The 14471-nt window shown below is 63.1% G+C and carries 11 protein-coding genes; 2 read left to right on the top strand and 9 right to left on the bottom strand.

The window, feature by feature from the left end; translation table 11 throughout:
- Positions 1 to 61: 61 nt before the first annotated feature.
- From AOBCEHNH_RS05575 to AOBCEHNH_RS05540, 8 genes are all read right to left on the bottom strand, one after another.
- Entirely contained in the window at positions 62 to 442 is a 381-nt protein-coding gene (locus tag AOBCEHNH_RS05575) for a DUF956 family protein (RefSeq protein ID WP_152063501.1), read from the bottom strand.
- A gap of 204 nt (positions 443 to 646) precedes the next feature.
- The gene (locus tag AOBCEHNH_RS05570; RefSeq protein ID WP_118272398.1) at positions 647 to 1567 is read right to left on the bottom strand and encodes a PTS system mannose/fructose/sorbose family transporter subunit IID; all 921 of its coding nucleotides are present in this window, start codon (positions 1565 to 1567) and stop codon (positions 647 to 649) included.
- A gap of 19 nt (positions 1568 to 1586) precedes the next feature.
- Positions 1587 to 2402: a PTS mannose/fructose/sorbose transporter subunit IIC gene (locus tag AOBCEHNH_RS05565; protein WP_118272399.1), complete on the bottom strand. Its 816-nt coding sequence runs from the start codon at positions 2400 to 2402 to the stop codon at positions 1587 to 1589.
- Between the two features lie 10 nt (positions 2403 to 2412).
- Entirely contained in the window at positions 2413 to 3405 is a 993-nt protein-coding gene (locus tag AOBCEHNH_RS05560; RefSeq protein WP_152063500.1) for a PTS sugar transporter subunit IIB, read from the bottom strand.
- Between the two features lie 407 nt (positions 3406 to 3812).
- The gene (locus AOBCEHNH_RS05555; protein WP_152063499.1) at positions 3813 to 5738 is read right to left on the bottom strand and encodes an ABC transporter ATP-binding protein; all 1926 of its coding nucleotides are present in this window, start codon (positions 5736 to 5738) and stop codon (positions 3813 to 3815) included.
- A 1-nt stretch (position 5739) separates the two neighbouring features.
- The gene (locus AOBCEHNH_RS05550) at positions 5740 to 7521 is read right to left on the bottom strand and encodes an ABC transporter ATP-binding protein (protein ID WP_193221195.1); all 1782 of its coding nucleotides are present in this window, start codon (positions 7519 to 7521) and stop codon (positions 5740 to 5742) included.
- Positions 7522 to 7960: 439 nt separating this feature from the next.
- Positions 7961 to 8335 (bottom strand): CDP-alcohol phosphatidyltransferase, encoded by a 375-nt coding sequence (locus AOBCEHNH_RS05545; RefSeq protein WP_152063497.1) that lies wholly within the window; start codon positions 8333 to 8335, stop codon positions 7961 to 7963.
- Positions 8336 to 8800: 465 nt separating this feature from the next.
- A complete protein-coding gene (locus AOBCEHNH_RS05540) occupies positions 8801 to 9859 on the bottom strand; it encodes a YeiH family protein (RefSeq protein ID WP_152063496.1) in 1059 nt (352 codons plus the stop codon).
- Positions 9860 to 10120: 261 nt separating this feature from the next.
- Between AOBCEHNH_RS05540 and AOBCEHNH_RS05535 the strand changes: the two genes are divergently transcribed.
- Positions 10121 to 11059 (top strand): LysR family transcriptional regulator, encoded by a 939-nt coding sequence (locus tag AOBCEHNH_RS05535; RefSeq protein ID WP_152063495.1) that lies wholly within the window; start codon positions 10121 to 10123, stop codon positions 11057 to 11059.
- An 81-nt stretch (positions 11060 to 11140) separates the two neighbouring features.
- Here AOBCEHNH_RS05535 and glmS read toward each other — a convergent pair whose 3' ends face one another.
- Positions 11141 to 13081, bottom strand: a complete 1941-nt coding sequence (gene glmS / locus AOBCEHNH_RS05530) for a glutamine--fructose-6-phosphate transaminase (isomerizing) (RefSeq protein WP_152063494.1) — start codon at positions 13079 to 13081, stop codon at positions 11141 to 11143.
- 153 nt (positions 13082 to 13234) lie between these two features.
- Here glmS and AOBCEHNH_RS05525 point away from each other — a divergent pair, with 153 nt between their 5' ends.
- Positions 13235 to 14302 (top strand): LacI family DNA-binding transcriptional regulator, encoded by a 1068-nt coding sequence (locus AOBCEHNH_RS05525; protein ID WP_226803312.1) that lies wholly within the window; start codon positions 13235 to 13237, stop codon positions 14300 to 14302.
- Positions 14303 to 14471 lie beyond the last annotated feature (169 nt).

Here is a 14471-nt window from a genome sequence, read left to right as displayed (position 1 = left end):
CGACCGGAACATACTCGACGAAAAAGCCCATCGACGCATCCGAAAGCGCGTATGGGATATTCTAGCGGTTTTTGCGGAACAGTGACAGCACGCCGCGTTTGATCACGTCAAAGAAGCTCAGAGAGCGCAAAAGTTTGTCTTCGGGCACATGCTCGCGCATAGCGCGCAACGTGGCCTTATTGTCCCTCGTGGAGAACGAGAACCCGCTTTCGCTCCCCTTCACGAAGATCGCGAAGCGCGAGATCTTTTTGCCGCCGAACAGCACCGACGCCGCCACGTGATCGATCTCGGACCAGGGGATCTGGATGAAGTCCTCAGGGTTTTTCTCGTTATAGAACTCGAAGGCGTTGTTGCCAAGCATCACCGAACCATAGGTCGACATCCCATGAAACGACGTGGCCTTCTCCGTGTAGTAGACCGAGCTGTTCTGCGATTGCGCCATCCCTGCATCCTCCTCAAGCGTTTCCCTGCATGTTCAGCCGGAAACGCACGTGTGTCGAAATCCCGCCAGGCGGTCTTGAAGAAATATACGACTGCGGCGGGAACGCCCGCAAGTACGGAAAAGCCGCGCCGCTGCGAATGGCGAACCATGGCAGCGGCGCGGCTCGAGGCTCAAGCGCCTGAGTGCGCTTGATACCGAAGCGTCTTACATGATGCCGAGCAGGCGGGCAACGATACCCACGGCGAACAGGGCGATGATGATGACGATCGGGGAGACCTTCTTCTTGAGCAGCTTGCAGCACAGGAGCGTGAGGCCCACGGCGGCAAGGCCGGGGATCAGCTGGTCGAGATTGGCCTGGAGCGTGGTCACCTTGGCGACCTCGAGGCCGGTGGGACCGAGCGCTGCGTACTGGCTCAGGGCCTGATGGATGCCCTCAGCACCCGCGGGTAGGCTCGCCCAATCGATGTAGGCGCCGGGGGACTGCTGAACCGTGGAGACGACCGGGGTGAAGGAGATGCTCACCCAGCGCTGCACGAGCGCGCCGATGATGAACATGCCCAGAATGGAGGCACCCTCGGTGATCTTGCCCATCAGACCGCCAGAGAGGTCCTTGGTGATGGAGGTGCCAACCTTGTAGCCGAACTCCTGGGTGTACCAAAGGAACGCGATGCGGATGATGTTCCACGCGAAGAAGAACAGCAGCGGACCCATGATGGAGCCACCGAGGGCCAGGGAAGCGCCGAGCGCGCCGAGGATCGGGCGAAGGGTGAACCAGAAGACGGGGTCGCCGACACCGGCCAGCGGGCCCATCATACCGACCTTCACGCCCTGGATCGCAGCGTCCTCGACCTGAGCGCCGTTGGCGCGGTCCTCCTCAAGAGCGAGGGTGACGCCGATGACGGGAGCGGACACGTACGGATGCGTGTTGTAGAACTCCATGTGACGCTTGAGCGCCGCAATCTGGTCCTCCTTGTTGGAGTAGAGCTTCTTGATCGCGGGGATCATAGCGAAGCACCAGCCGCCGTTCTGCATGCGCTCGTAGTTCCACGAGCCCTGCAGGAACTGATGACGCATGCACACCGACATGCGGTCGGACTTGGAAAGCTGAACCTTGTTCTCTGCCATGATGTACGTCCTCCCTTCCTTACTCGTAATCGTTCAGGATGTCGCCGAGCGGATCGCCGGTACCGGCAGAGCCGCCGCTGTTCTTGGCCAGGTCCTTGAGGCCGAGGTACAGCAGGGCGAGGGACACGCCGATGACGCCGAGGGCGATGAGCGTGAGCTGATTGATAGCGGCGAAGACGAAGCCGAGCGCGAAGAACGGCCAAACCTCCTTGGTCGCCATCATGTTGATGACCATGGCGTAACCGACGGCAGCGACCATGCCACCGCCGACGGCCATGCCGCCGGACAGCCATGCGGGCATCATGTTGAGCGCGTTAGTCACAATCTCGGGCGAGACGAAGCACAGGGCCACAGCCGGGATGGCGATGCGGGCACCCTGCATGAGGATGGCCAGGATCTGCCACATCTCAATGCCCTTGAAGTCGCCCTTCTCGGCGGCGGCATCCATGGCGTGAACTATGGGGATGGCGAGCGTGCGGCAAATCATCGTCAGGAACAGGCCAGCCACGGACAGCGGCACGGCGAGAGCGATGGAGGTGGTGATGGCGGTCTGGGAGTCGGCCGTACCACCGTCGAGCGCGAGCACCATGATGATGGCGGACGCAACGGAGGCCAGGGCCGCATCGGGCGCGACGGCGGCGCCGACGTTCGCCCAACCGAGGGCGATCATCTGCAGGGAGCCGCCGAGCATGACGCCCTCCTGCAGGTGGCCGGACACGAGACCGATGAGCGTGCAGGCCACGAGCGGCTGGTGGAACTGGAACTCGTCCAGAATACCCTCCATACCGGCCAGCAGCGCGATGATGGCGATCAAAACGATCGAAAGTGCTGACATATTCCCTCCTTTACTGGGCGGCCAGCTCGGACTTGGCCTTCTTGATCATCGCGTCGAAGGACTCGGCGGAATCGGCCGGGACCTTGCGGATATCGAAGGTGATGCCGCGGGCGGCGAGCTTCTCGAGCGTCTCGACATCGTCGTTATCCATGGCGATGGCGTTGGTCACGACGACCTTGCCCACGGAGTGGGCCATCGAGCCGAGGTTGACCTCCTTGATGTCCACGCCGCCCTCGACCGCGCGGAGCAGGTCCTGCGGGGTCTCGAACAGGAGCATGGCCTTGGTGGCGCCGAAACGCGGGTCCTTGGCGACCTCGATCATCTTCTGGACCGGGACGACATGGGCCTTAACTCCGGGAGGCGCGGCCTCCATGATCATGGACTTGCGCAGGTCATCGTGAGAGACGGCGTCGGACACGACGATGATGCGATCGGGGCTGGTCATCTTGGTCCACGTGGTTGCCACCTGACCGTGGAGCAGACGGGTATCGACACGGGCGAGCACGAACTTGATGTGGCCATCCCCGAGGACCGTGCCCTCGGGGATGGCGCCCTGATGGGCGGCCGGCGCCGCGGCTGCCGCGGGCTTGGCCTCCACAGGCTCGAGAGACTCGGGCTTGACGCGAACGCCGGCGCGGGCCTCGGAAATGACGTGCTTGGCGATATCGTGGGCCGTCTTGGATGCGTCGAAGCGAGCGGTGTACACCTCGACAAGCATCGGCAGGTTCACACCAGTCAGGATCGCCCAACTGGGGTGGGCGTCGAACAGACCGCTGATCTGGTTGAAGGGGGTGCCGCCCCACAGATCGACGAGGAACAAGACGTCCTCGGGATCGTCGAAGGAAGCGACCGCCTCTTCCACCTTCTGGCGGAAGTCGTCCGGACCCATGCTCGGCATAAGGGAAACCGTGGCGACGTTGGGCTGATCGCCGAAGACCATCGAACCGGTCATCTTCAGACCCTCTGCCAAGTCACCATGGCTTGCCAAAACGATACTTACCATCACACAACCTCCTTTGTTGCTACACGTTTTGAACACAACATAAGTAATGGTATGCCGCTCGCCTGCGTTAAACAACCCTTCATCGAACTGCGGGAATAGTACATATTCGCAGCTAGATGGGTCTTTATTTATTTTCGTTGTTAACAGAATCCTTATTTCCGCAGCTAGATATCCATGTTCATGCATATATTCGCAAACCGTCTCATTACGCAACGCATACAAAGACCCCCGGGATACCACTCGGCGAACGGCATCCCGGGGGCCTTGAACGACACCTGTCACTTGGCCGCGTCTCAATTGGGGACAGGCACATATTGAGACGTCTCTATAAGCGTGTCCGCGCGACCCGCGACGCGCCGAATGTCTCAATTTGTTCCTGTCCCCAATTGAGACATGGGCAGGGCGGCCTAGGCGAACTGGCTCCGGTAGAGATCGGCGTAGGGACCGTTCTCCGCGAGCAGCTCCTCATGGGTGCCCTGCTCGATGATGGTGCCGGCGCGCATGTGCAAGATCAGATCGGCGTCCACGATGGTGCTCAGGCGATGCGCGATCACAAAGCTGGTGCGCCCGTGCATGAGCGTCTCCATCGCTTGCACGATATCGCGCTCCGTGCGCGTATCCACGCTCGACGTCGCCTCATCCAAAATGAGGATCGCAGGGTTACACAGAATCACGCGTGCGATGGTGAGCAGCTGACGCTGGCCCTGACTGATGGTCTCGGCATCGTTTTCGATATGCGTGTCGTAGCCCTGCGGCATCGTGCGGACGAAGTGGTCCACATGTGCCATCTCGGCCGCACGCACGATCTCCTCGCGAGTGGCATCGGGACGGCCATAGGCGATGTTCTCGGCGATCGTCCCGTCGAACAGCCATGCATCCTGCAGCACCATGCCAAAGTTCGCGCGCAGGTCCGGGCGGGCCATCGCATGGGTGTCCACACCGTCGAGCTCGATCGAGCCCCCGCCGATTTCGTAAAAACGCATAAGCAGATTGATGAGCGTGGTCTTGCCGGCGCCGGTGGCACCCACGATGGCGACCTTCTGCCCGGGTTTCACATGGAACGTCACATCGCGCATAAGCGGCTTTTCCGGATTGTATCCAAAGCGCACACGGCTAAAGTCCACGCGCCCTTCCACGGCAGCGGGAAGCTTCGCGGCGACCTCGGGCAGCGGGTCGGGCTCGACCTCCTCTTCGTCGAGAATGTCGAACACGCGCTCGACGCTGGCGAGCGCGTTCTGCAGCGTGTTGATGGTGAAGGACAGCTGCGTGAGCGGCTCGGATGCCTGGTGGATGTACTGGAAGAACGCCTGGAACACGCCGATGGTGATCTGGCCGCCCACGAGCATGCCGCCCGCCACTACGGCAATCAGCACCTGGGCCAGGCGGATGATGAAACGGATCAGCGGGCTGATGGCATTGGTGGCAAAGTCCGCGCGACGGCTGGCACGAGCGAGCTTGTCAGACAGCTCGTGCACCCTCTGCGAGCTCGACCCCTCGCGGTTGAAGCTCTTGATGATGAGGCGCCCGGAGTAGGCCTCCTCCACTGTCGCGGTGAGCTCGCCCACATAACGCTGACGCTCGGCGGCGAGCTTGAGCGTCCACTTGGACACGCCCTTGGTGATGAGGGTCGACACAAAGGCGAACACCAAGAAGATCGCCGTGAGCAGCACGCTGTAGCGCAGCATCATGTAGAGCGCGCCGATGATCGTGCCCACCGCGCTCATGAGCTTGAGCAGACCGGTCTGCAGCACCTCGGACATCTTGTCCAGGTCGTTCGTGGCACGGCTCACCACCTCACCGGGCTTGTGGCCGTCGTAGAACTTCAGCGGCAGGCGGCTGAGCTTCTCGGCGATGCTCCGGCGCAGCGAAAGGTTGAGCTTCTCGGCAAAGCCCGCCATGACGAAACACTGCACGGAGTACAGCGCGCAGGCGCCCGTCCAAATGCCGAAATAGGTAGCGAGCTCGCGACCACCGGTCTCCCAATCCACCGTGAAGGCGCGGCCCTCGGCAAAAGCGGCCTGGATATTGGTCCATAGCACGTCGATCACGCGCGCGCTGTACGCCGGTGCGGCAACATGGAAGCCCGTGTACACGAGGATGGCGGCAATCACCACGCCGAAACGCCAGCGCTCGCCTGCCGCGGCATGCCACAGACGGCGCACCGTCCCCCAGGTGTCTTTGGGGACCTCGAGCTCCTCCTCGGGGGTGCCGGAGGCATCGGCCATGGCCTGCGCATCGTCGATAGCGCCCTGCTTACGCTCGCGCTCGAGGCGGGCGTTCTCGGAGAACAGCTCGTCGGAACCGTCGTCGCGCTTCTTCTTATCCCACGCCATGCTACTCGCCTCCCTTCATCTGACTCTCCGCGATCTCGCGATACACCTCGCAGTCCTCCATGAGCTCCTCGTGCGTGCCCTTGCCCACAATGCGACCATCCTTGAGTACGACGATCTGATCGGCATGCAAGATGGTGTTGATGCGCTGGGCGATGATGAGCACGGCGGCGTTGCGCGTCTCGGGCTTGAGGGCGCGACGCAGAGCCGCATCGGTCTTGAAGTCGAGGGCGGAGAAACTGTCGTCGAAGATATAGAGGTCCGCGTGCTTCATGAGGGCGCGGGCGATGGCCAGGCGCTGGCGCTGGCCGCCGGAGAAATTCGTGCCGCCCTGGGCAACCGGGGCGTCCAGGCGCTCGGGCAGGCCCCACACAAAGTCGGATTGGGCCACGTCGAGGGCGTGGCGCATCTCGGTCTCGGTCGCGCCGGCACGGCCATCGCGCAAGTTGCTGGCGATGGTGCCCGAGAACAACCAGGCCTTCTGCGGCACATAGGCGATGCGCTCGCGCAGGTCGTGCTGGGTCATGGAGCGCACGTCAGCGCCGGAAAAGCGCACCGAGCCGTCCGTGACGTCGTGCAAGCGCAGCAGCATCTTGGCGATGGTGGATTTGCCCGAACCGGTGGAGCCGATGATCGCGGTGGTCTGGCCCCGATGGCAGGAAAAATCGATATCGTGCAAGGTGTCCTCGTCCGCATCGGGGAAGCGGAAGGAGACATGGTCAAACGTGGCAACCGGGGCGGTATCGGACAGGGAAGCATTGAAGGTTCCGCCCTCGTCCGCCGCGGCGACCTCACCATTCGGCCCCGGCGCCAGAGGCGCGGTGCCCGTGCCGTCGACGATGCTCGGCTTCTTCTCGATCACCTCGGCACAGCGTTGCAGGCACACGATGGCACGCGGCACCATCAGCGCGACGAACTGCGCCATCATGATGTAGAACATGATGAGCATGGCATACTCGACCACCGCGGAGATGTTGCCGATCTCCATGGCATGTGCGCCCACGCGGTTGCCTCCGAGCCACATGAGCAGCACCTCGGCGATGTTCATAAGGCAGAAGCTGAAGCAGTCCACGCCCGCGAAGATCCAGTTCACCTTGATCGCCGCATCGGCGTAATCGGTGAACACGCGACCCATGCGGCCCTCCTCGTGGCGCTCTTTGCCAAAGGCGCGAATCACGCGGACGCCGATGATGTTCTCGCGCAGGACCACGTTCATGCGGTCGATGAAACCCTGCATCTTCTCGAAGATTGGGGCCGCGCGGCGCACCGCGATCACGGCGAACACCATGACCACGGAGACCACCGCGAGCATCATGGCTCCCATCTGCGCGTCGACGCGGAAGGACAGCACCGTGCCCATGACGCAGATGATGGGAACCGGCAGCATGGCCTGGGTGGCGAGCATGACCGTCTGCTGGATGACGTTCACATCGTTTAAGGTGCGGGTGATCATGGAGCCGGTGCCGAACTCCTCAAAGTCGCCGCCCGAGTAGGTGAGCGAGGCATCGTACACGGCATTGCGGATATCGCGACCCACATAGGAGGCGAGGCGGGCGCACAGGTAATTGCCCAGCAGGGCACCGCCGCTCGCGCAGCAGCACGCAACGAGCATCTTAAGACCCTGACCGATGATGAAATCTGTGTTCCCGCTGGTCACGCCCTGGTTGATCATGCCGGCGAGCATGGTGGGGACATACAGCGTGCCCGCTACGTCCAGCAACAACGCCGCAAGCGTCGCCGCAACGAGGGCCTTATACGGTTTGATGGTTCGCAACAACAGTCTCATACGCACGTTCCCCTCCCAGCCGCCCCCACGGCCAGACATATGCACCTCAAGTCAATACCAATCCTACCTGAACAACTGGGCGTCCCGAGTGGCGACCAACGTCTCAATTTGCGCCGACTTGCCGATCGGGAGGGTCCGACGGGGACGGGGCGTCTGGCGGCGGGGGGCATGGGGGGCGAGAGAAATGGTCGGGATTTGCCTGGCTGTCGTAGGATGGCAAATCCCGACCACTTTCAAACGGTATTTAGCCGAAAAACGGTCGCGAAACGCCAGGCTGTAGCAGAGCAGCAAATCCCGACCATCCTGGGAGGCCCAACGGGAGGAAACCACCAGAAAGGAAACCACCAGAGGGAAGTCCAACGGAAGGAAACCCAACAGAAAAAAGGGGCCGCCGGCGGCGACCCCTGCAGGTGCGATGAATTATTCGCGTGACGTGCGGCTACTCCTCCGCAGGCTCCTCCTCGACGAGCTCCTCAACGGACTCCTCGGCCTCAATGGGCTCGGTTCCGGGATACACCCAGCCTTCCTGGATGGACTCGAAGAAGGTGGCCTCATCGGTGAGGTCGTGCACGCTCTTGCCATCGAGCCAGGGCAGCTCGACCAACTCGGGAAGGGTGGTGACGAGCTCGGAGCAATCGACGAAACGACCCTTTTCGTTCAGCTGCTCGCAGTCCTGCACGCGCCAGTACCCGTCCGTGTGGGTAACGTAGTACTCATGCCCATCGACGTCCATGAACACGCGCGTCTTTGAGCGGAGGTAGGACAAAAGCCCTTCGAAATCCAGGGAGATCTCCTGATCAGCCTTCATTCCCATGATTGGCTCCTATCTGTCGGGCACCCGGAGCCCTTTGTCCGGGCGCATGCATAACCGATAGTTCCATCTTTCCCGCCTTATACCTATTTTTCGAGCAGAAGTTGGTAGACGGTTAGTTTGTTCGAGCAGCGGCATGCATGACGGCGCGCCTTTCCTGAATAATCCCCTTTATGGTCGTGATTTGCCACCCTGTCGCAGACCGGCAAATCACGACCGTTTTAGCCCGTTTAACATGAAAAAATGGTCGGGAAATGCCAGGCTGTAGCAGCGCGGCAAATCCCGACCATTTCTCAACCAAACAGGACGACACGTTCGGCGTCAAGCGCCTCAACTCGCAACTGCCCCGCAGCTGGACCGGCGCAAATTGTCTCAATCAGTGCCTGTCCCCAATTGAACCGAGAGCGCTCTGCGCGATTGGCGCCGGCCCCACTTGAGCCCCCAATTGGGTCGTCAGCGGCGTCCTTGTTACCAAATCCCGAGAACGCTTTGCATGCCGAGGCTCACACAGGCAATGCCGATCCAGCAGCACAAGCCCATGAAGATCGGCTTGCCGCCCGTCTTCACCAGCTTCACGATGTCGGTGTTGAAGCCAATCGCGGCCATCGCCATCACGATGAAGAACTTCGACAGCGTCTTGATGGGCGCAGTCACCGCCACGGGAAGCGCGAACACGGTGGTGATGACGCTCGCCAATACAAAGAACAGGATGAAGAACGGGAAGATCTTCTTGATGTCAAACGTGCCTGCGGCAGCACCGGCGCCCTCGCCCGCCTCGGCGGCGCGCTTGGCCTGACGGACCTGCCAAAACGCGAGGAACAGCGTGATGGGGATGATCGCAAGCGTGCGGGTGAGCTTGACGATGGTGGCATGATCCAGCGCATTGGAGCCCGGGTGCATGCCGTCCCAGGCAGCTGCGGCGGCGGTGACGGACGACGTGTCGTTCACAGCCGTGCCGGCGAACAGGCCAAAGCCCTCGTTGCTCATGCCGAGCATGGCGCCGAGCGAGGGGAAAATCAGTGCAGCGATGATGTTGAAGAGGAAGATGACGCTGATGGCCTGGGCGATCTCCTCGTCGTCCGCATCGATGACCGGCGCAGTGGCGGCAATTGCGGAGCCGCCGCAGATCGAGGAGCCCACACCCACGAGCGTCGAGATCTTCTTGGGGATGTGCAGCGCGCGGCACAGCACGAACGAGATGACCAGCGACGTGGTGATGGTCGAGATGATGATGGGCAGGGAGATAGCGCCCACCTTGGCGATTTCGCCCAAGTTGAGGCCGAAGCCCAGCAGGATCACCGCGTACTGCAGGATCTTCTTCGACGTGTACTTGATACCCGCTGCAGCGGCCTCGGTCACGTCGGCGCGGCGGCGAAGCACCAGGCCGAGCGCCATGCCGATGAGGATGGCGAAGACCGGCCCGCCGATGACCTCGAACTGCTTACCGAGCAGCCATGCCGGCACCGAGATGACCAATGCGAGCGCGACGCCACGCCACAGGTCCTTGAAATTCTTGAAGAGCTCCATGCATCCAACCTTTCTTCTTATCTACGCTCGCGACGGGGCCTTGGCCGCGCCCACTCCGGGGCGCGACCGCGCTCGCCCAAGGCACGGCCCATCCCGTTCTGATCGGGGCGCGCTCCGTCCCTGATCCGCGTGCGATGATTGCCAAAATCATGGTACGACCTTTGTCTATAATGATTTCCATCGTATTGTTTATGCTTGCATCAGTATTTCTTATTACTGCTGCATCTCCTATCACTGCCGTATCGCGCGTTGGGACCACGGATGCTCGACTATCGCACGCACACCTTTTTAGAGGTCTACCGCCAGCGCAGCTTCACGCGCGCCGCGGAGAACCTGCTCATCACGCAACCCGCCGCATCTCAGCACATTCGCCAGATAGAAACCCATTACGGTTGCACGTTGTTCGTCAAAACGGGTCGCGGCATCGAACCGACCGCCGCCGCGGACCTGCTCTACCAGCGACTCCTCACCATGGAAAACGATGAGGCGCGGCTTGCCCTCGAGGCTGGCGCCCTCGCCACCGAACCCTCGGACACCCGCGAGGCACCGCTCAGGCTCGGATGCACCAGGACCATCGCCGACTACACCGCACCCAGGCTCATGGCGGCGCACCTCTCGACGCACCCGCAGGCGGAGGTCGCGCTCCTGACGGGCAACACGCGCGAACTGGTGCGCTCGCTCGAGGAGGGAACGATTGACTTCGCCCTGGTAGAAGGGTTTTTTGATCGTCAGCGATTCGACTTCGAGACGCTTTCGCGCGAGCGCTATATCGCCGTGGCATCGCCAAAGGAGGCGAAGCGGCGCGCCTTTGACCGGCGGCCGCGGGCAGACGAGGCCGGACGTACGGCGGCGTCCGTGCGCGACCTCCTCGGCGAGCGCCTCATCCTGCGCGAAGCGGGGTCCGGCACGCGCGAGATTCTCGAGAGGCACCTGGCCGCGCGCGACCTCGCCGTCACGGACTTCGCGGGGATCGTCGAGATTGAGAGCATCCCCGCCATCAAGGCGTGCGTGCGCGGCGATGCGGGCATCACGTTCCTATATCGAGTCGCCGTGGAGGAGGAGCTCGCTCGGGGGGAACTCGCGGACATCACGCCCGACGATTTTGCGATCGAGCATGACTTCTGCCTCATCTGGCAACGGGGAAGCCAGTATGCGCCGCGTTATCGCTCCCTCTGCGACGCATGGCGGACCCTGATGTAGTACCTCGATTCGAAGGTGGGCGGCCTCAGCCCGATGCGGGCATCGGCTTGATGCCCGCATCGGGTTGAGGCCGAATCGCAGCTACTCGACGGTCACGCTCTTGGCGAGGTTGCGCGGCTGATCGACATCGCAACCGCGCAGAACGGCGACCTCGCGCGCGAGCAACTGCAACGGCACCGTCGCGGTGATGGGGCTCAGGGCGTCGCGCACCGGCGGCACATATATGACGTGATCGGCCACGCGCGTGATCTCCTCGTCTCCCTCTGTCGCCACCGCGATGATGCAAGCCCCGCGCGCCTCGCATTCCTTGAGATTGCTCACGGTCTTATCGTACGTGGGGCTCTTGGTCGCCACGGCGATGACCGGGAAGCCCCGTTCGATGAGGGCGATCGGCCCGTGTTTCATCTCGCCCGCCGCATACGCCTCCGCATGCAGGTAGCTGACCTCCTTGAGCTTGAGCGCCCCCTCGCAGGAAATGGCCGAACCCATACCGCGTCCCACGAAGAGTGCCGAGCGCGCCTCTCTGCACGCCAGGGCGGCCTCGTGAACCGCTGCCCGCTGCGTATCCAGGATGTGCTGGATCTGCTCGGCCGTATCGCCGAGCTCGCGAAAGAGCATGCGGATCTGCCCCGTTGTGAGCTTTCCCTTCGTCTGGGCAAGCAGCAGGGCGAGCAGCGTCAAACTCACCACCTGCCCCGTGAAGCTCTTGGTCGAGGCGACCGCGATCTCTTTGTTCGCCTTGGTGTAAATGACGCCATCGCTCTCGCGCGCCACGGGGGAACCGACCACGTTGGTGATGCCGAAGACCTTGGCTCCCTTGATGCGAGCGTCGCGAATCGCCGCCAGGGTGTCCGCTGTCTCCCCGGACTGCGATACGGCAACCACCAGCGTGCTCGGCGTGATGATGGGGTTGCGATATCTGAACTCGCTCGCCGCCTCGACCGCGCACGGGATGCGGGCCCAACCCTCGATGAGGTTCTTCGCGATGAGGCCGGCATGGTAGCTCGTTCCACATGCGATCACGTACACGCGGTCGACCAGGCTGAGCTCCTCAGGCGTGAGGCCGAGCTCATCGATGTCGAGCTCGCCCGAGGAAGCCAGACGCCCCACCAGCGTGTCGCGGACCACGCGGGGCTGCTCGCAGATCTCCTTCATCATGAAATCCGGGTAGCCGCCCTTCTCGGCCGTATCGACATCCCAATCGACGTGCGTGACCGCGGGCTCGATGGCGCGGCCTTGCGCATCGGTGTAGGTGATGCCCTCCGGCGAAAGACGGGCGAACTGGCCGTCCTCCAGCACCACAACGTCGCGCGTGGCGTCGATGAGCGCAATGACATCCGATGCGACGTAGCTTCCCCGCTCCCCGCGGCCAACGACGATCGGGCTGTCCTTGCGCGCGACGGCGATCACACCCGGCTCATCGGCGCACACCGCCGCCAGCCCGTACGCGCCCACCACGTGCGTGCAGGCCTCGCGAACTGCGGCCATGAGATCGCCCGCGGTCTTCGCAGGGCCGCCGGCGCTATTCGGCGCCCCCTGATAGGCCTCCTCGATGAGATGCGCGAACACCTCGGTATCCGTCTCGCTCTTGAACACGTGCCCGCGCTCCTCCAACGATGCGCGGAGCTCGGCGAAATTCTCGATGATGCCGTTGTGGACCACCGCGATGCGCCCGTCGCAGCTCACGTGGGGATGGGCGTTCTCCACCGTGGGGCGCCCGTGGGTCGCCCAGCGCGTATGGCCGATCCCGCACGTCGCGAGTCGAGCGACCGCACCGTGGCCCGGCGTTGCGAGCTCGTCCTCAAGACCGGCGACCTTGCCCGCGCAGCGGATGATGTCGAGCGTCGCACGGCCGTCCCGCGCGTCGGCGGCGCGTGCGGTATCCGCGGCGTCGACGGCGCACGGCGCTTTCACGAGGGCAAGGCCCGCGGAATCATATCCGCGGTACTCGAGACGTTTGAGCTCTCCCACGAGAAGCCCCGCCGCAGCGTCGACTCCGGTGTATCCAACGATTCCGCACATAAGGAATCCCTTCGGTCGATGAACAACGGCGCCACATTTTAAAGCCGCGATGTTGCGATTCCGTGACAGTGGTATTGATTTTTTGAAACCACACATATCGGGATTGAAGCGATACAATTTAGGGTGATGCCGCACGTCTTTCAGGAGCAGGCCATGTCTCGCCGAACCACCGTCACCATCACCGACGTCGCCCGTGAGGCGGGCGTCGCGCTGGGCAGCGTCTCCAACGCGTTCAACCATCCCGACAAGATGCGCCCCGAGACGCTCAAACGCATCCGCGAGGCGGCCGATCGGCTCGGCTACGCACCCAACCAGAGCGCGCGCATGCTCGCTGGCGGCAGAAACCGTCTGTTTGGGCTCATCCTTCCCAATCTCGATCACGGCGTCTCCCTGCAGATCGCCAACGGTGTGAACGCCGAGGCGCGCAAGCACGGATACGGCCTGCTCATCGCCACCGCGCAGACGGACGAGGATGTCGCGCATCGCTACCGCGACTACTTTATTGGCACGCAGACGGCGGGCATCCTCATGCAGCCGCCCGCCAGCACGGACTGGCAGCCCCCCGTGCACCCGCCTCGCATCCCCCTCGCATTCCTCGATATCCAGTGTGACGTCCCAGGTCACTTCGTCGCTGCGGATAACTTCGCCCTCGGCGAACTCCTCGCGCGCCACGCCTTCAAGAGCGGCGCCCGACGCGTCGCAATCATCGGCAAACCCTCGCTGAACCGCCTCGTCCTGCGCGTCAAGGGCATGAAGCACGCATTCACGACCGAGTCCGACTGCGCGTTCGAGGTGGTGGAAGAGGGCGCCTGGAACTCCGCCCACGACGGCCTCGACCTCGGGCGACAGCTGGCCGAGCGTCCCGAGGACACCCGCCCGGACTTCATCATCGCCCTCACGGACACCCTTGCGACGGGCGCCATCTCCGGCGTCCGGGCGGCGGGCCTGCGCGTCCCGGGCGACATCCGCGTCGCCGGGTGCGACGGCAACCCCTTGGCGTGGACAGGCCCCGTGCCGCTCACCACAATCGCCCCCATCGGCTATGAGCTCGGTCGCCGCGGCGTGCGCCAGCTCATCGCTCAGATCGAGGAGGGACCCGAGGACGAGCCCGAGAACCATCAGGAGCTCGTGCGGCCCTTCCTCCTCGCGCGGGCGAGCACCGGCATGAACCGCTCTGACGACTTCGCCGACCCCGACATCGACATCAGCGGGTACCTGTAACACACTCAGTTTGACCCATCATAAATGCTGCCTCGAGCCGTTCAAAAGGCGTATCGCTGTGGTGATACGCGTCACGCGGGCACATCCCGCGGACGGAACGGGGGGCACGTGCAGCCCCGCATAGGCTGGGAGAGCACTGGGGCCCGAGCGCGCACGCACTCGGGCCCCA

This window comes from Collinsella intestinalis (genome assembly GCF_902501455.1).
Taxonomy (GTDB): Bacteria; Actinomycetota; Coriobacteriia; order Coriobacteriales; family Coriobacteriaceae; genus Collinsella; species Collinsella intestinalis.
This window is presented reverse-complemented; position numbering and strand designations above follow the sequence as displayed.